At 74.1% G+C, this 20,387-nt stretch carries 1 protein-coding gene (cut by a window edge); it reads left to right on the forward strand.

Annotated features, from left to right (window positions below):
* Positions 1-20,387 carry the 5' portion of an LPXTG cell wall anchor domain-containing protein gene (locus ACWICD_RS01125; protein WP_454139024.1) on the forward strand. It continues 10,354 nt past the right edge of the window, so 20,387 of the gene's 30,741 nt are visible here — the first part of the coding sequence; it begins with the start codon at positions 1-3; the stop codon falls past the right edge of the window.

Below are 20,387 nucleotides of genomic sequence, written 5' to 3' on the forward strand. Positions count from 1 at the left end.
ATGAGTCAGAGACCCCCTTTCACAGGGGAACGCAGGGGACGCCGCGCGCGCGTGGCGTCGGTCGGTGTGTCGGCGTGGCGCACGGCCCTCGTCGGCGCGCTCTGCGTCGGTCTCGCGTTCGGCCAGGTGGCCGGGGCCTCGCTCGTCGCCGCTGTCGAAACGCCCGTCGCCGAGACGCCTCGTTCGACCTGGACGCCCCCGCTTCCGCTCATCGAGCGGCAGGCCGAACCGGCGTCGGAACCCGTCGTCGTCGACGTGCCCGCGCCGGAAGAGCCCGCCCCGATACCTGCTCCCGCGCCGCGTTCCGGCGCTCGCACGCTGGTCTACGTCGATGTCGTGCCAATCGCCCCCGCCCCCGCCCCCGCCCCTCCCGTCTCGCCGTTCGGCCCCAACTGCCGACAGGTCTCGACGGGATCTCCGACGGGCGCAGGCACCTCCGAATCGTCGACGAGCACGAGCAGCACGAGCCTCACCTGCGGTCCCGGGACGGTCGGGCCCGGCACGATCGGATCGGCCCCGACGCCGCCGCCGCTGCCGGAGATCCCGGGCCTTCCGACACCGCCGACGCCGCCCGAGCCGCCGACCCCGCCCGTGCCGCCGATCCCGACGCCCGACCCCGTGCCGACACCGGATCCGGTGCCGACGCCCGACCCGGCCCCGACCCCCGACCCCACCCCGACCGATGACGTCGAGGGCGCGCCCGCCATGCTGTCGGTGCGCTCGCTCGAGGTCGTCGACGGCGAGATCGTGATCGGCGATGCCGAGGTCGCGGAGCACGACACCGAGACGGCGACGATCCCGGGCGACGCCGAGACGACGGACGCCGCCGAGACGACGGACGCCGCCGCGGACATGAACACGACGGATGCTGCGTCCGAGACGGACGCGACGGATGCTGCGTCCCAGGCCGTCGCGACGGACACGACGGACGCGACGCACAGCGAGACCGGTGAGGTCGACGCCGATGCCGGGACGGGCGCCGCGGATGCCGCATCCACCGACGCGACCGAGACCGACGCGACGCACACCGACGTCACGGCCGCGCAGGCCGCGGACCCCGTCGTCGACTTCACGCTCAACGACGCGACCGACGGCGACACGATCGAGGTCGCACCCGACGCCGACAACCTCGGGTACATCCTCGTGCGCAGCCTCACGAACGCGTTCGCGGCGCAGTCGGTCCTGCCGACCGGATCGTTCACGGTCACGACGACCGGCGCCGGCGCCGTCATCCGGATCACGGGCGTCATCGTCTTCCACGGCGTGACGTTCCGCTTCGAGGCGACGCGCATCGTGCTCGACGGCGCGACGCTCGACGCGGGAACCGCCGACGTGACCCTCGCGGCGATCGCCGCCTCGGCCGATGCGACGGCCGCGATCGCCGAGGTGCTGCTCACCGACGCGATCGTCCGCGGCGGAACCGTCACCGCGTCCGCGACGGCGACGAGCACGGTCGACGCGACGGCGACCGACGGCATCGCGCTCGGCTCGAGCGCAGCAGCGGCGACCGTCCGCCTCGACGGCGCATCGCGCATCGAGGCCGCGGTCGACGTCGTGCTCGCGAGCACGTCGACCGTCGCCCTCACGACGACCTCGACCGGCACGGGCGACGGCAGCGACAGCGACGCCGCTCTCGCCGTCGCGACGATCGACAACGCGGCCACGACGCACGTCGGCGGCACCTCGTCGATCCTCGCGGGCGGCGCGGCGCGTCTCACCGCGACGACCGTGACGACGGCGGCGACGACGGCGGATGCCACGGGCGCGAGCGCCGGTGCCGCCATCGCGACGACCCGCGCGACGATCCGTACGTCGGCGACGATCGACTCCACCGCCGCGCAGGGCGTCGTCACGGGCGGCATCCTCACCGTCGCGGCGGACGCGACGCACACGCTCACGACCGCCGCGCTCGCGAGCCCCGGCGGCGCGACGGCCAACGGCACGTCGCCGAGCGACGCGACCGCGACCGCGACGCAGCCCGACGGATACGCATCGGCGCCGGGCGGCACGATCGGCGTCGCGGGAGCACTCGCCTTCACCGAGCTCGACGCGCAGGCGACCGCCGTGCTCGGCGGTGCGGCACCGCTCGCCGTGACCGCCCCCGGTGGCGTCACCGTCTCGGCGACCGCGTCGGGGTCGGCGACGAGCGACGCGGACGCGTCCGCCGTCGCCTCGTCGGCGACGGGCGTCGGCGTCGCCGTCTCGATCACGGTCGCCCACACCCGCACCCGCGCGCACATCGGCAATACCGCGATCGTCGCGCCGACCGTCACGGTCAGCGCCGTCGCCGCGCCTCGCACGGCCGCCGAAGCGAACGAGTATCGCGCGCAGTCGACGTCGGGCGCCGGCGGCGCCTCGTCGGTCGGGGCGGCCGGGGCTCTTGCGATCACGGTCGCGACGTTCCACACGCGCGCTGCGATCGAGCCCGGCGTCACCGTCTCCGCTCCCGGGACGAATCTCATCTTCACGGCACGCGCCGACAACGCCACGGTCGCGCAGGCCCTGCCGGGTGCGCAGGCCGGAGCGACCACCGGAATCGGCGCGAGCATCGCGCTGACCGTCGTGAACGACACGGCGATCGCCGAGGTCGCCGACGGTTCCGTCCTGACCGGTGCGCGCGACCTGACTCTCGTGGCCGAGACGACAGCACCCGCACTCGCCGAAGCGCGCGGCGGTGTCGCATCGGATGCCGCGATCTCGACGGTGCTCGCCGTCACGATCTCGAACGTCTGGACGCGGGCACGTCTCGGAGCGGGCGCGCCTCTCGTGCTGACCGGTGCCTATTCGTCGAGCGCGACCCAGATGGCACCCGTCACGACGACCGCCGCCGGTGATGTGTCCGCCGAGGGCGGCGCCGCCGTCTCCGCCGTCATCGCCCTCACGTTCGCCGACCACGTCGTGCGCTCCGAGCTCGCTCGCGATCTCACCGCTGCCGTCGCGATCACGCTCCGCGCCACCGGGATGGCGTCGTCGACCACGACGGCATCCGCTTCGGCGACCGGCGCACCCGGCGAGGGAGCGCCCTCCGCGCAGACGCCCGCGGCCGCAGCCGGCGACGCGCGCGGCTGGGCCGACCAGGCGGCACCGGCAGAGGGAGCCGCGGTCGGCGGCACGGGCGGCAGCGGGTCGACGCCGATCCCGACACCGAGCACGCCGCAGGGCGATGTCACCGTGACGGCCGCCTTCGCCCTCACGATCCACCAGCTCACCGCCGACACGTCGGTCTCGGGCGTCGCGCTCATCGCGCCGACCGTGCGCTTCGAGTCGCTCGGCAACCTCTCGGTCACGACGACCGCGACCGGGGCTCCGTCCACGCGCGGCCCCCCGAGCGGCACAACGATCGCCGCGGCCGTTGCGATCACCCTGGCGGACGTCACCGTCCGCGCCGAGGCCGGCCCCTCCACACGCATCACCGCAGACTCGTTCCAGCTCATCGCGGGCATCGCCCCGCAGAACGCGGCAGGCATCCCCGACGCCTCGCACCGCTTCACCACGACAGCCACCGGCGGACAGGGATCCGGAGGCGACCTCGGGGTCGCCGGATCCGTCGCCATCTCGGTCGTCGTCCTCCGCGCGACAGCGGGACTCGCCCCCGGCACCATCGTCGTGCTGGGCGGCGGCGCCCTGTCGATCTCGGCGACGTCGACGTCGCAGACCACGACGCGCGCACTCCTCTCCGACGCGGGAGCCGGCGCGCCGACGACCGGCATCGGCGCGGCGTTCGCCCTCACGAGCGTCGACCACGTGACGATCGCGTCGATCGGCGCCGGCGCGACCGTGACGGGCGCGACCGACATCGCGATCACCGCGGCGGGGGCGGATGCTGCCACCGCCGTCGCGCAGGGCTCGGCGCGCGGCGGGGACACCGCGATCGCGCCGTTCGCCGCCGTCACGCTCTCGACCGTCACGACGCGCGCCGCGATCGGCACGGGTGCGACGCTCGTGCTGTCGGGCAGCCTGTCACTGACGTCGGGGCAGCGCGCGATCGCGTCGAGCGAAGCCCGAGCCGCGACCGGCAGCGACACGGGCACCGCGGTCGGAGCAGGGATCGCCCTCACCCTCACGACGCACACGGTGCGCGCCGAGCTCGGACGCAGCGCGACCGTCGCCGGCACCGTATCGCTCAGCACGGGGTCCGTCTCGCGCTCCACGGCGACCGCCGCCGCGTCGGCCGGCGGGGCTCCCGACAACCCCGCCGATTCGGGCGACCCCGCCAACCCCGGGGGTGGCGCGGGCCCCGGCGTCGACGAGACGATCGCCCAGACACGTGACCACGCGACCGCGGTGTCGACCGCGGCGGGCGGATCCGCCGGCTCGTCGGCTGCGGCACCGAGCGCGTCGACGTCGCAGGGTCAGATCAACGCCGCCGCCGCGATCGCCCTCACGATCGTGACCGTCGACGTGCAGGCGCTCCTCCTCGACGGCGTCGTCGTCTCGGCGGGAACGTCCGTCTCACTGAACTCCGGCGAGAACACCGCCGCGACCGCGACCGCCGACGGATCCGCATCGCAGGGCACGGACGCGACGATCGGTGCGGCCGTCGCGATCACACTCGCGACGGTCACCCACCGTGCGCGCATCGACACGGGCGCTGTCGTCACGGCGCCCGCTGTCGTCCTCGTCGCGCGCACGATCGCAGACGGCGCCGACACGAGCTCATCGATCGGCGCGCACGCGACCTCCGGTGCGGGCGGCGGTGCCGTTTCGGTCGCCGGCAGCTTCGCGCTCACGATCGTCGACGTCGAGACGGCGGCGACGCTCGCGGGCTCCGCCGGCGGCGGCACGCTCGTGATCGGGTCGGGTGCGACGGTCACGACATCGACGACCGCTCTTCCCGCCGGCGAGGGCGTGACGGATGCCGGTGACCTCGGCCTCGGCGCGTCGGTTGCGCTGTCGCTCGTCACGGTCCGCGTTCTCGCCGAGGTCGCCGACGGCGCGACGCTGCCAGACGCGACCCAGGTCACGATCACGGCCGACACGACCGTGACGACGACGGTCGAGGCTCGCATGGGCGCATCGGGCGGAGGCGTCGCGATCACGCCCGTCGTCGCGCTCGCCCTCTCGACCGTGTCGACCCGCGCGCGCGTCGGATCGGGCGCCGCCTCGACACTCGTCGGCGCCCTGCAGATCGCGGCGCGACAGACCGCGTCCGCCTCGACGACGGCCGGTGCCGTCGTCGTCGGTGCGGGCGATGCCGGTGTCGGCATCGCCGTCGCGCTCACGATCGCCGACCACACGACGCGTGCCGCGCTCGCCCGCAGCGTCACCTCCACGGGCGTCCACCTCGCGGCGCACGATACGTCGGACGCGACGGCCACCTCGACCGCCTCCGCATCCGGTGCCCCCGAGAACGCCCCCGGCGCCGATCCCGCAGCCCCCGGCGGTGGTGCCGGCTCGGGTGTCGACGCCGCGGTCGCCGCCGAGCGCGGTCACGCCGACGACGTCTCGACGGCGCACGGCGGCGCGGGAACGGGCTCCGCCGCGACGCCGGCCGCCGAGACATCACAGGGCGGGGTCAACGCGGCAGCAGCCGTCGCGGTCGTGCTCGCGACGATCCGATCGTCGATCGATCTCGCGCCCGGCATCGCGATCGTCTCGACGGGTGTCGTGCACCTCGACAGTGCGGCGGACACCGATGTCGTCGCGCGCGCCGACGGCTCGGCCTCACAGGGCCCCGACGCCACGATCGGCGCCGCCGTCGCCCTCGTCCTCGCCGACGTCGTGAACACCGCGACCGTTCCCGCGCTCGTCAGCATCACGGCACCCGGGCTCGAGCTCACGGCGCGCACCGTCACCGGATCCGACGACGGCGTCTCGCGCATCGACGCGCACTCCGTCGCGGGCGCCGGCGGCGGCAACGTCTCGGTCGCCGGGTCGGTCGCGATCGTCATCGCGACGCTCGAGACGACGGCCGCGCTCGCCGGAACGGCATCGCTCACCGGCGCGCTCGCCGTCGCGGCATCCACCGCTCACGTCATCACGGTGTCGGCTCTTCCTTCGGGTGCGGGCGTGACGGATGCCGGTGACCTCGGCATCGGAGCATCCTTCGCGCTCGCTCTCGTCACCGCCTCGACCGCGGCCGCCCTCGACGGCGCCGTCACGGGCGCGACGGGACTGTCGCTCACGGCGGTCGGTGCATCGACCGTGACCGCCGACGCGCGCATGGGGGCCTCGGGAGGCGGCGTCGCGATCGCGCCCGCCGTCGCGGTCGTCATGCAGACGACGGATGTCGCCGCGACGATCGGTGCGGGCAGCGCCCTCTCGGTCGACGGCGGGGCGACCGTGCTCGCCGACCAGCAGGCGACGGCCACCGCGACCGCCGGCGCGCTCGTCGTCGGCGCCGGTGACGCGGGCATCGGCGTCGCCCTCGCCCTCACGATCGCGAACGTGCTCACGACGGCGGGCCTCGGCCGTTCGCTCACCGCCGCGTCGCTCACGCTCGAGGCGCGGACGCTGGCGAACAGCACGTCGACCTCGACGGCGTCGACGTCAGGGGCTCCCGAGAACCCGGGTTCCGGTGGCGGCGTCGACGCCGCGATCGGTGCCGAGCGCGACCACGCCGATCAGACCGCCGCGGCGCACGGCGCCGCCGGATCGGGCACCGCAGCGACCCCGAGCGCGACGTCGTCGCAGGGCGGAGTCAACGCGGCCGCCGCGGTCGCCGTGACCATGACCGACATCGCGACGCGGGCATCGATCCTGCCCGGTGCCGCGGTCGTGGCATCCGGAATCGTTACGGTGTTGGCCCGCTCGGACGCCGACTCGTCGTCGCGCGCCGACGGCTCGGCATCGCAGGGCGCGGACGCCACGATCGGCGCCGCTGTCGCCCTGGCCCTCGCGACAGGAGCGACCGACGCCGAACTCGCGGCGGGCGCCACGGTGCGCGCCGCGTCGCTCACCGTCCGCGCCGACCAGACCGTGCCCACAGGAGACGGCGTCTCGACGGCCGAGGCGCGCTCCGTCGCCGGTGCCGGTGGCGGCTCCGTGTCGGTCGCGGGCTCGTTCGCGCTGGCGATCGTCGGCCACGCCGTGCGCGCGACGATCGCCGGCACCGTCACGGGCGGAGACGTCGCCCTCGTCGCCCTGTCGTCGATCCGCACGACGGTCGCCGCGCTTCCCGCGGGCATCGGCGTGACCGACGCGGGCGACCTCGGCTTCGGCGCGTCCGTCGCGCTCGCCCTCGTGACGGCGATGACGTCGGCAGAGATCGCGAACGGCGCGATGCTGACCGGCGTCGACGGACTGACCCTCACCGCCGACGGCACGAGCGCGGCAGCCAGCGAAGCGCGCATGGGCGCGAGCGGCGGCGGGGTGGCCCTGTCGCCCGCTGTCGCGGTGACCCTCTCGGATGTCTCCACGACGGCCCGCATCGGCGCGGGCGCGGCGACGACCCTCGCCGGTTCGCTCACCGTGACCGCAGCCCAGCGTGTGACGGCGACGGCCACCGCGTCGTCGCAGACCCTCGCCGCGACCGACGCGGGCCTCGGGCTCGGCGTCGCCCTCGTTCTCGCGACGCACGTGTCCACGGCGGTGCTCGGTCGCAGTCTGACGACGTCGGGCGACGTGCTGCTGCAGGCGACGAACATCTCCACCGCGATCTCGACGGCATCCGCGTCGGCAGCCGGGGCACCGGGCAACGACGACGGCGGAGGCTCCGGTCCCGGCGTCGATGCCGCCGTCGAAGCCGAGCGCGCGCACGCCTCCGACACGTCGGCGGCGCACGGCGGCGCGGCCGCGACGTCGGCGGCGCCGAGCGCGACATCGTCGCAGGGCGGTGTCAACGCCGCCGCGGCGGTCGCCGTCACGATCTCGACCGTGCGCGCCGAGACCGTCATCGAAGCGGGCGTCGTGCTCGTCGCGACCGGCACCGTGCAGCTCGCGACGGGCGTCAACGCCGATGCGACGTCGGCAGCCGACGGCTCCGCATCGCAGGGAACGGACGCGACGATCGGCGCCGCCGTCGCGATCACCCTCGCCGACACCGTCAACCGCGCCGTCGTGCCGGTCGGTGCGACCGTTCGCGCGCGGGCACTCACCGCCACGGCGACCTTCGTGCTCGACGGGGCGGACGAGGTCTCCACGGTCGCCGCGACCTCCGTCGCGGGCGCGGGCGGCGGCAGCGTGTCGGTCGCCGGCTCGTTCGCGCTCGCGATCGTCGACGGCACGGCCCGCGCCGGTGTCGACGGCACCGTCGTGCTGACGGGCGGCGCCCTGACATCGACCGCCGTGTCGCGCTCGACGACGACGGTCCGCGCGCTCCCCGCGGGAGTCGGCGTGACGGATGCCGGTGACCTCGGCCTCGGTGCATCCGTCGCCCTCGCGATCGTGACGAACCGCACGACCGCCGAGATCGGGAACGGCGCCTCGGTGGCGGGTGCGGGCTCGCTCGTGCTGCACGCGACGGGACGCACCGTGACGACCGTCGAAGCCCGGATGGGCGCAGCCGGCGGCGGTGTCGCTCTGTCTCCCGCCGTCGCTGTCGCGCTGTCGACCGACACGGCGACGGCTCGTGTCGGCACGGGCGCACTGATCTCGACGACGGGCGTCATCGATCTCGACGCCGTGCTCGATTCGTCGGCGTCCTCGACGGCGTCGTCCTCGACTCTCGGCGCCGGTGACGCCGGCATCGGCATCGGTGTCGCACTCGCCATCGCGAACCACACCGCTCGCACGGAGCTCGCCCGCAGTCTCACGGCGGCCGGCGACATCACGCTCTCGACGTTCGTGCGCTCGACCGCGACCTCGACCGCATCGGCCTCTGCCGCCGGCGCGCCCGGCGACGACACGGGCGGCGCGGCCGGATCCGGTGTCGACGGCGCGATCGCGGCCGAGCGCTCGCACGCCGACGGCGTCGCGACGGCGCACGGCGGCGGTACGAGCGGTGACGCCGCGACGCCGAGCGCGTCGTCGTCGCAGGGTGGCGTCAACGCGGCCGCGGCCGTCGCCGTCACACTGTCGACCGTGCAGGCCGAGTCGGTGCTCACGGGCGGCATCGTCGTGACGAGCGCGGGCCGCGTCGCCCTGGACAGCCTTGCGAACGCCGACGCGGCGTCCGCGGCCGACGGCTCCGCATCTCAGGGGACGGACGCGACGATCGGCGCCGCCGTCGCCATCACCTTCGCCGACCTCGTCAACCGCGCCGTCGTTCCGACGGGAGCCCGCATCGCGGCGCAGCACGCGACGGTCGTCGCGGGCGTGCACGTCGTCGATGACGACAGCGCCTCGGACGTCTCGGCTCGCTCCGTCGCGGGCGCCGGCGGCGGCAACGTCTCGATCGCGGGATCGTTCGCGCTCGCCGTCGTCACCCCCACGACGCTCGCTGCCGTCGACGGCACGCTCGCCCTCACGGGCGGTGACGCGACCATCGGAGCGACAAGCGCCACAACCTCGACCGTCTCGGCTCTTCCCGCGGGGGCGGGCGTGACGGATGCCGGTGACTTCGGCTTCGGTGCATCCGTCGCTCTCAATCTCGTCACCGACCGCACGATCGCGCGCCTGACGAACGGCGGGTCGGTCACGGGTGCGCGCCACTTCACACTCACCGCCACGAGCACGGACACCGCGACGACCGAGGCCCGGATGGGTGCCGCGGGTGGCGGCGTCGCGCTCTCGCCCGCCGTCGCGGTCACGCTGTCGACGGTCGAGACCACGACCCGCATCGGCACGGGCGGGGTTCTTGCGCTGTCCGGTTCGCTGACGGCGTCGGCGACGCAGAAGGCATCGGCGTCGTCGATCGCGTCGGCTGCTGTCACGGGTGCCGGCGACGCGGGCGTCGGTGTCGGTCTCGGACTGACGATCGCCGGTCACACGGTCGCGTCGCGGCTGGCCCGATCGGTGACGGCCGGTGTCGATGTGAGCCTGCGCGCGAGCGGTGTCTCGTCGTCGGCGTCGACGGCGTCGGCCTCCGCGGCCGGCGCTCCCGAGAACTCGGGTGGCGGGGCCGGCGGCACGGGCGTGGACCAGGCCATCGAAGCGGAGCGCGGTCACGCGTCGTCGACGTCGAGCGCGAACGGCGGCGCGGGTGCGGCCGGCGGTGCCGCCCCTGCGGCGGAGTCGTCGCAGGGCGGCGTCAATGCGGCGGCCGCCGTCGCAGTGACGCTCGCGACCGTCACAGCGGAGACCGCGATCTCGCCGGGCGTCACCATCACGGCCGGCGGCACGGTGACCCTCGCGACGAGCGCGAACACCGACGCCGAAGCCGGCGCTGATGGATCCGCGTCGCAGGGTACCGACGCGACGATCGGCGCGGCGGTCGCGATCACCCTCGCGAACGTTCAGAACCGTGCCTCGGTCCCCGCCGGCGTGACGGTCCGTGCCCAGAACCTGATCGTGTCCTCGACCACGACGACGGATGCCGCCGATACGACATCGACGTTCTCGGCGCAGTCCGTCGCCGGTGCCGGCGGCGGAAGCGTCTCGATCGCCGGGTCGTTCGCCCTGGCCGTCGTCAATCACACGACGCGGGCGGGTGTCGACGGCACCGTCGTCCTCACGGGCGGCGATGCGACGATCACGGCGGCAAGCGCCATCGCCAGCACCGTGCGAGCTCTGCCCGCCGGAGCGGGGGTGACGGATGCCGGTGACTTCGGCTTCGGTGCATCCGTTGCTCTCAACCTCATCACCGACCGCACTCTCGCCGAGATCGGCGACGGCGCGAGTCTTGGCGGCGCTCGTCACGCGACGCTCACCGCGACCGCGACGGACACCGCTGTGACGGAAGCCCGGATGGGTGCCGCGGGTGGCGGCGTCGCGCTCTCGCCCGCCGTCGCGGTGACACTCTCGACCGTTGAGACGACGACCCGTGTCGGCACGGGCGGTGTGCTCGCTCTGACCGGTTCGCTGTCGGCCTCGGCGATGCAGAAGGCGTCGGCGTCGTCGATCGCGTCGGCTGCTGTCACGGGTGCCGGCGACGCGGGCATCGGCATCGGTCTCGGCCTGACGATCGCCGGTCACACGGTCGCTTCGCGACTGGGCCGGTCGGTGACCGCGGGCGTCGATGTCGCTCTGCGCGCGAGCGGTGTCTCGTCATCGTCCTCGACGGCGTCGGCCTCCGCGGCGGGCGCTCCCGGAGACTCGAGCGGCGGAGGATCGGGCACCGGCGTCGATCAGGCCATCGAGTCCGAGCGCGGCTTCGCGTCGTCGACGTCGAGTGCGAACGGCGGCGCGGGTGCGGCCGGCGGTGCCGCCCCCGCGGCGGAGTCGTCGCAGGGCGGCGTCAATGCGGCGGCCGCCGTCGCGGTGACGCTCGCGACCGTCACCGCGGAGACCGCGATCTCGTCGGGCGTCACCATCACGGCGGGCGGCACGGTGACCCTCGCAACGGGCGCGAACACCGACGCCGAAGCCGGCGCTGATGGATCCGCGTCGCAGGGTGCCGACGCGACGATCGGCGCGGCGGTCGCGATCACCCTCGCGAACGTGAACAACCGGGCTTCGGTCCCGGCCGGCGTGACGGTCCGTGCCCAGAACCTGATCGTGTCGACGACGACGACGGATGCCGCGGATACGACGTCGACGTTCTCGGCGCGGTCCGTCGCGGGTGCCGGTGGCGGCAGCGTCTCGGTCGCCGGGTCGTTCGCCCTCGCCGTCGTGAACCACACGACGCGGGCAGCGATCGATGGGGGTGTCGTCCTCACGGGCGGCGATGCGACGCTGACGACGGCGAGCTCGGTATCGACGACGGTCTCGGCGCTCCCCGCGGGCGCGGGCGTGACGGATGCCGGTGACTTCGGCTTCGGCGCATCCGTCGCCCTCGCCATCATCACCGACCGCACGCTGAGCGAGATCGCCGACGGCTCGACCCTGACCGGCGCCCGCCACGTGACCCTGACGGCGACGGCGACGGACACCGCCGTGACCGAGGCCCGCATGGGTGCTGCGGGCGGCGACGTCTCCCTCGCTCCCGCCGTCGCGATCACGCTGTCGAACGTCACGACGACGACGCGCATCGGAACCGGAACGCTCAACGTGACCGGCTCGCTCTCGGCGACAGCGGCGCAGAAGGCGACCGCGTCGACCACGGCATCGTCATCGACCGAGGATGCCGCGACCGCCGCCGTCGGAGTGAGCCTTGCGCTTACGATCGCCAATCACACCGTGACATCCGTTCTCGCCCGATCCGTCACGGCGGGCGTCGATGTCGTGCTCGGTGCATCGAGCATCTCGTCGACGACGTCGAACGCCGTCGCGTCGGCGGCAGGAGCCCCCGAGAACGACGCCGACTCGGGCGACGCCGAGAACCCGGGCGGCGGCGCCGGTACGGGCGTCAATGACCTCGCGGCGGGGGAGCGCGCGCACGCCGACGGCGTCGCGGGGGCGAACGGCGGACAGACCTCGGGCGACCAGGCGGCCCCGACGGCGGAGTCCAGCGACGGCTCGGTCAACGTCGCCGCGGCCATCGCGATCACCCTCGCCACTGTGCGCGCGCAGACCATCGTCGAGTCGACGAGCATCACGGCGGGCGGCAGCGTGCGCTTCGCCTCGAGCGCCAACACCGACGCCGCGTCGTCGGCAGACGGATCGGCCGCCGGCGACGGCGATGCGACGATCGGCGCCGCTGTCGCTCTGACCCTCGCGAACGTGCGCAACAGCGCCGAGGTGCCCGCACACCTCACGGTGCGCGCGCAGAACCTCGCGGTGAGGGCGACGGTCACGGCGGACGGCGCCGACACGACCGCGACGATGGGTGCGGCAGCGGTCTCGGGCGCGGGTGGCGGCAAGATCTCGGTCGCGGGCTCGTTCGCCCTCGCCGTCGTCAACCACACGACCCGCGCGGGCATCGACGGCACCGTCGTGCTGACGGGCGGCGACGCGACCCTCACCGCCGCGAGCCGGGTGGCCACGACCGTGACCGCCCTGCCGCACGGAGCCGGCGTCGTCTCGACGGGAGACGCGGGCGTCGGCGCCTCGGTGGCCCTCAACCTGATCACCGACAGCACGACGGCCGACATCGCCGACGGCGTCAGCCTCACGGGTGCGCGCCACGTGACCCTCACCGCGACGGCACACGACACGGCGGTCACCGAGGCCCGCATGGGCGCCGCGGGCGGATCCGTCGCGATCGCCCCCGCCGTCGCGGTCACCCTGTCCAATGTCACGACGACGACGCGCATCGGCACGGGCGTGCTCGTGATCACGGGCACCCTCGAGATGGCGGCGATCGAGAAGGCGACCGCCGCCACGACGGCGTCCTCTGCCGTGCTCGATGCGACGGATGCCGCGATCGGTGTCGCGCTCGCCCTCACGATCGCCAACCACGGCGCTCTCACGACGCTCGCCCGCAACGTCACGGCCGGCGTCTCGGTGACGCTGCGCGCGTCGAGCATCTCGGCATCGAGCGGCCTCGCGACGGCTTCCGCCGCCGGTGCCCCCGCGAACGAGGACTCCGGCGACCCCGAGAACCCCGGCGGCGCCGCGGGAACGGGCGTCGACCAACTCGCGCAGCGCGAGCGCACCCACGCCGACGGGGTCGCGACCGCCAACGGTGGTGCGGACTCCGGCACACAGGCCACACCGAGCGCCGAGACGAGCGACGGCCCCGTGAGCGTCGCCGCCGCGGTCGGCATCGTCGTCGTGAACGTGCGCGCCGAGACGGTCATCGATCCCGTCGTCACCCGCATCACCGCGGGAGGAACGGTGACGTTCGCCTCGAGCGTCAACACCGACGCGCGCTCGGGCGGCGACGGTTCCGCTGCGGGCGACGGCGATGCGACGATCGGCGCCGGTGTCGCCCTGACCCTCGCGACGACCGTCAACCGTGCGACGGTGCCCGCGACCCTCACGATCACGGCACGCGACGTCACGCTGTCGGCGACCATGACCGCCGATGCGGGCGACGTCACCTCGACCTTCGGTGCGGCCGCATCCGCGGGGGCCGCGGGCGGCAACGTGTCGGTCGCGGGCTCGGTCGCGATCGCGATCGTGACGACCCGCACGACGGCGGCCACGCACGGCACGCTCGTGCTGACCGGCGGCGATGTGAGCCTCACGGCGCAGAGCGCCGTCGCGGGCAGCACGACGGCCCTTCCGACGGGCGAGGGCACGACCGGGGCGGGCGACGCCGGCATCGGCGCGGCGTTCGCCCTCACCCTCGACACGCACGAGACGACGGCGCTCATCGACGACCTGGTCTCGGTGACGGGCGCCCGCGACGTGTCGCTCACGGCCGATGCGCGCGATGCGACGACGACGGAAGCCCGCATGGGCGCGGCAGGCGGCGGCGTCGCCGTCGCCCCCGCCGTCGCGATCGTGCTCTCGAACATCACGACGCGTGCGCGCATCGGCACGGGAACCCTGTCCGCCACGCGCGATGTGCTCATCCGTGCGACGCAGCACGCGTCGGCGACGGGCACCGCGAGCGCTGCCGCGATCGCGACGGAAGATGCGGCCGTCGGTGTCGGTCTCGCGCTCACGATCGCCAACCACTCCGTGACCTCCGAGCTCGCCCGGGTCGTCACGGCCGGTCGCCACGTCACGATGCAGGCGTTCAGCTGGTCGCGGTCGGGTGCCGTCGCGTCGGCGTCGGCGTCCGGTGCGCCCGACGACGGCTCGGGCACCGACGGAACGGCCGGCTCGAGCGTCGACGATCAGGTCGGCGGCCAGCGCGGCCACCTCGATTCGGTCGCTGCCGCGAACGGCGTCGGTGACTCCGGCAGCGCGGACACCCCGAACGCCGAGACGAGTGCCGGGCCCGTCACGGTCGCCGCCGCGGTCGGCATCGTCATCTCGACCGTGCGCGCGCTCTCGATCGTCGCGCCCGAGGTCGGCACGATCACGGCGAGCGGCACTCTGACGCTGTCGTCGTCGCAGAACACGGATGCCGCCTCCGGCGCCGATGGAACCGCTGCGCGCGGCGGCGACGCGGCGATCGGTGCGGGCGTCGCGATCACCTACGCCGACGTCGTCAACCGCTCGGTGGTGCCCGCCACGCTGATCGTGCGCGCTCAGGCCCTCACGGTCTTCGCGACCATGACGGTCGACGGTGCCGACGCCGTCTCGACGATGAGCGCGATCGCCTCGTCGGGCGCGGGCGGCGGCAACGTGTCGGTCGCAGGATCCGTCGCGATCGGCATCGTGACGATCGACACTCTCGCTGCCGTGTCGGGCACCGTCGAGCTGACCGGTGGAGACGCCGTGCTCGCCGCCGGCAGCGCGCTCGCGACGACCGTCAAGGCGCTCGCGGCGGGCGAGGGCGTCGTCTCGACGGGAGACGCCGGCGTCGGTGCATCCTTCGCGCTCGCCCTCGTCACGGTCGACACGCACGCGCGACTCGACGACGGAGTGGCACTGACCGGCGCGAACGGGATCGCCCTCGTCGGCTCGACGACCAGCGCGACCGTGACGGAAGCCTCGATGGGCGCGAAGGGCGGCAACGTCACCGTGACGCCGTCGATCGCGATCACGATCTCGAACGCCCGCACGAGCGCCGTCATCGGTGCTCTCGGCACGACGCCCATCCGGGCGACGGGCGACGTGCAGCTCTCGGCGACGCAGCACACGTCGGCGCACACGACGGCCGGTGCCGTCGCGACCGAGGGCGGCGACGCCGCGATCGGCATCGCGATCGCCCTGACCTTCGCCTTCGACGAGACCCACGCGACGACCCGGCGCAGCATCGTGTCGGGCGGCTGGACGACCCTGTCGGCGACGGGCTCGTCGCGCAACGGCGCGACCGCGGCCGCATCCGCGAGCGGCGCACCGGGCGAGGACAGCGCCGATGCGCCCTCGGGTGACGTCGACGCGCAAGTGCAGGATCAGCGCGCCTACGCGAACGGTGCGAGCATCGCGCAGGGCGGCGACGGCGTGCAGAACACCGACAGCCCCTCGGCCTCGACGAGCGACGGCGGTGTATCCGTCGCGGGCGCCGTCGGCCTCACGCTCGCCGACGCATCGTTCACGGCGTGGCTGCCCGATGACCTGTCCGTCACGGCGGGCGGACACGTGTGGCTCCTGACGGCGGCTCAGGTCGACGCCGTCACCTCGGCCTCGGGCACGGCCCTCGACGCGGAAGACGCCGGTGTCGGCGTCGCGGTCGCCCTCACGCTCGCCTTCGTCGAAAACCGCGCGTGGATCGGCGAGAACACCGTCATCGCGGCGAACGGCTTCGCCGCATCCGCCACGATGACCACGATCGGCGACCACGGGGCGCACGACTTCTCGGCTGTCGCGGAGGCAGGCGCGGGCTCGAAGGACGTCGGCGTCGCCGGCGCCGTCGCCCTCAACCTCGTCACGAACTCGACCGAGGCGTGGATCCCGTCGAGCGCCCGCGTCGACTTCGGCACGGGCGACGTCACGATCGCCGCAGAGAACCGCCGCACCGACACGGCGAAGGCGAAGGCGGATGCCGTCGGCGGCAGCTCCGGCACGGGCGTGGGCGCATCGGTCGCCGTCAACGTCATCGCCGACGACACGACGCGCGCCGAGATCATGGACGGCGCCGATGTCACAGGCGGCGCGAACGTCACGGTGCGCGCGGACCACACCGACACCGTGGTCAACGAAGTGACCGCGGGATCCGAGGGCGGCACGGCGGTCAGCCCCGGCGTCGGCATCAACCTCATGCTGCCGACGATCATCGCGCGCCTCGGCGCACCCGGTCCGCGTGCCTTCGTCGCGAGCGGTCCCGTCACGGTGCGCGCGACGCACACGGGAACCGTCACCCTGACCGGCGACGCGGATGCCGCGGGCTCGAGCGTCGCGATCGGCGCGATCATCGTCGTGAACGTCGTCGACGTCGACGTGCTCGCCGAAGTGCAGCGGGACGTCACGGCGGGGGCCCTGTGGATCATCGCGACGACCGAGCTGCACGCGAGTGCGACGGCGAAGGCGAGTGCGCGCGGCACGCTCGGCGGGTCCGAGAGCGAGGACGACGCCGAGAACGCCGACGCGCAGGCGCAGCAGCAGCTCGACAGCACCCCCGCGACGAGCGGCAGAGGCGGCACGCTGCCGTCGTCGAGCGACGGTGTCGCGCGGGGCAACGGGCAGGCGCAGAGCGAGGGCGGCCAGCAGAGCGACGGCGTCGGGGTCGGCGCGGCGGTCGCGGTGGACTGGATCCTCGTCGACAGCCAGGCGCTCCTCGCACCCGGACTCACGGTCACCGTCGACGGCGTATTCGCGGTGCTCGCGACGAACGAGACGGATGCCGCGGCGAAGGCCCTCGGCACATCGTGGAGCATCGAGAGCGACACGAACACGGTCGGCGTCGCGGTCGCCCTCAACGTCATCGATGTCGTGAACCGCGGATCCGTCGGCGCGGGCGCCACGATCACGGCGGGCTCCGTCGCCGTCGCGGGCCGCACGCCCGCGAACGCACGGAACGACGTGCAGGCGTGGGCGATCGCCGCCGCGGCAGGCCAGGGCGACGCGGCCGTCGCAGGATCGGTCGCCGTGCAGATCATCGACCTCGTCAACGACGCCGTCATCGGCGCGGGGTCCACGCTCGTCGTCGCGGGCGGCATCTCGCTCGACGCGAGCAACCCCATGGGGCTGCAGGCGCTCGCGGCATCCGGGGCCGTCACGACCGACGGCAGCGGCGTCGGCGCCGGCATCGTCGTGCAGATCGTCACGACGTCGACCCTCGCCCACATCGACTCGACTTTCGCGGCGCCCACCACGATCGACGCCGGTGGTGCCGTCATCGGCCGCGCCGCGGCATCCCTCGCTCCGCTCGCCGCACCCGAGGTGCCGCTCATCGAGCTCCCCGCGTTCACGGGCGTCGCGCTCGGCGCCGCGCTCGGCGGCGGCGACGCGGGCGTCGGCGGATCGCTCGTCGTCAACGTCGTGAACCGCGAGACCCGCGCATGGCTCGGCGACGCGGCATCCCTCAATCAGACCATCGGCGCACTGCCGGGCCAGGACCTGTCGTTCACGGCCTCGGACCAGACGACGTTCGTCGACCTCGCGGGTGCTCTGGGTCTGTCGACGGGCAGTGCGGGCATCGGATTCGCACTCGTCGTCGGCGTGCACAACAAGGACGTCCGCGCGTACATCGGCCGTGGTGTGCAGGCCGACGTCGGCGGCTCGGTGTGGCTCGTCGCGACGGCGGGGGAGAGCTTCACCGAGATCGTCGCGGGCGGTGCCGCGGCATCGGATGCCGGCATCGCGGGATCGTTCGTCGTGCTCGTGGTCAACCAGGGCAGCGATGACCCGGGAACGCGCGCCTACATCGACAGCTCAGCGCAGACGCCCACCGCGGTGCGGGCGCGCGGCGCCATGACGATCATGGCCGCGGACCCCGTCGACGCGATGCTCTTCGCGGGCGCGGTGGGAGCGGCGAGCACAGCGGGCGTCGGGTTGTCGTCGGTCGTCTTCGTGCGCGACGGCATCGTCGACGCCTACGCGGGACGCGATGCCACCCTGTGGGCGCGCGGCGGCACGGGACTCATCCTCACGGCGACGCAGAGCGAAGATCTGTGGCTCGTCGCCGTCGGTGGTGCGGTCGGCGGCACGGCCGGTGTGGCGGGGGCGGCGACCGTCGGCGTGCAGAACAACCGCACCCATGCGCACCTCGATCGTGGCGTCACCCTCGACGCCGTCGCGGCCGGTGGCGGATCGGCGGGCGCCCGCATCGCCGCGACCGACGACACGACGCTGCGCGGCATCGCGGGTCAGCTCGCGATCGGCGGCACGGCCGGTGTCGGCCTCGGCGCCGACGTGCAGGTCGTCACGAAGTCGACCGAAGCCTGGATCGCACCCGAGACGCTCGTCACGGTCGACGGCGACGTCACCGTCGATGCGACCTCGGGCGAAGACGTCACGAGCGTCGCCGCCGGTGCGAGCGTCGGCGGCACAGCTGCCGTCTCGGCCAACGCGACCGTGTCGGTCTACACGGTCACGACGAAGGCCTTCATCGGTGAGGTGTGTGGCGCCGCGACCGTCACGGAGGCCGCGTGCGGTTCGTCGCGCGCGATCGTCCTCGCGGGTGGCAGCGCCCGGGTCGCCGCGAACGAGATCCTCACGATGGACATCGTGTCGGGGTCGGTCGCCGCCTCCGGCACTGCGTCGGTCGGGCTGACGGCCGCCGTGCCCGTGCTGAAGAAGACGACGACCGCGTTCATCGGCGACCTGTCGCGCGTCACGGCGCTCGGCGGCGGGGGAGGCCTCGCGGCCGCGGGGGCGTTCCAGATCGACTACATCGACACACGGTTCAGCCCGCAGACGGCGATCACGGGCGGCAACCAGATCGACCTCGGCTATGCACACGGCATCCGCGACGGCGAGCGCGTCTCGTACGACGCGGGCGGCGGACAGCCCATCGTCGGACTCACCCCCGGCGCCACGTACGTCGCGATCGTCGATGCGGCGTTCCCGACGCGCCTGCGTCTCGCGGCGACGTCGGGCGGGGCTCCGATCGCGCTGGCATCGCCCGCCCGCCCGGGTCAGTCGCACCGCATCTTCGCGACCGACGAGGCGACCGTGCCCGGCCGCTTCGCTCCGTACTTCACCCCCTCGATCGACGTCGACGGCGGCGCGAACATCGTGCACCTGCCGTACGACATGCCCGACGGCGATGCCGATTCGACGTCGAGCGGCGGTGGAACGCCCCTGCAGACGGGCGATGCCGTCGTCTACACGGCGAACGGCGGCACCCCCATCGGCGGTCTCGTCGACGGCCGCGTCTACTACGTCGTCATGATGGGTCCGGACAGCTTCCGGCTCGCCGCCACGAAGTGCGGCGCGCTGCCCACGTCGGACGGATGCAGCGGCGGTGCCGTCACGACGATCGACCTCGCCCCGGCCGCCGCAACGGGACGGGCGCACAGCTTCGTCCGCCAGGGGATGCAGCCCCCCGGTGACCCCGCGCGCATCACAGGCAAGCGCGTCATCACGCAGAGCCCCGGCGCCGTCTTCGGCGTCGCCGTCATCGCCAACAACAGCGACGAGATCCTCGCCGTCGGTGCCAGCGCCGCCGTCGCGGCGACGGTCGGTGTCGGGGCGGCGGGCAACGTCAACGTCGTGACGGCCGACACCGACGCCTTCATCGGCCGTCAGGCGCGCATCAACGACGACAACACGGGTGCATCGCCGTGGCAGTCGGTCACGGTCGCCGCCTCCGGCGACTTCCGTCAGCTCATGGTCGCGGCCGGCCTCGGCGGAGGCATGGCGGGCATCGCCGTCAACGCGGCTGTCGACATCGTGAACCTCGACGTCGACGCGACGATCGGCGACGGCGCGATCGTGCGCGCGGTCGGTGACGTCTCGCTCACTGCGCGCAGCGGTCAGGACGTCGTGGCGGTCGCCGCATCGGCGGGTGCCGGCGTCGCGGGCATCGCCGTCGCCGTCGCGACGATCGTCGTCGACAGCCACACGTACGCGCGGACAGGACAGGGCGTCATCATCGACGCCGGCAACAACGTGCTCGTGCGCGCCGATGATGCGACATCGCTCAC

The sequence above is a fragment of the Microbacterium sp. NPDC055357 genome (assembly GCF_053644835.1).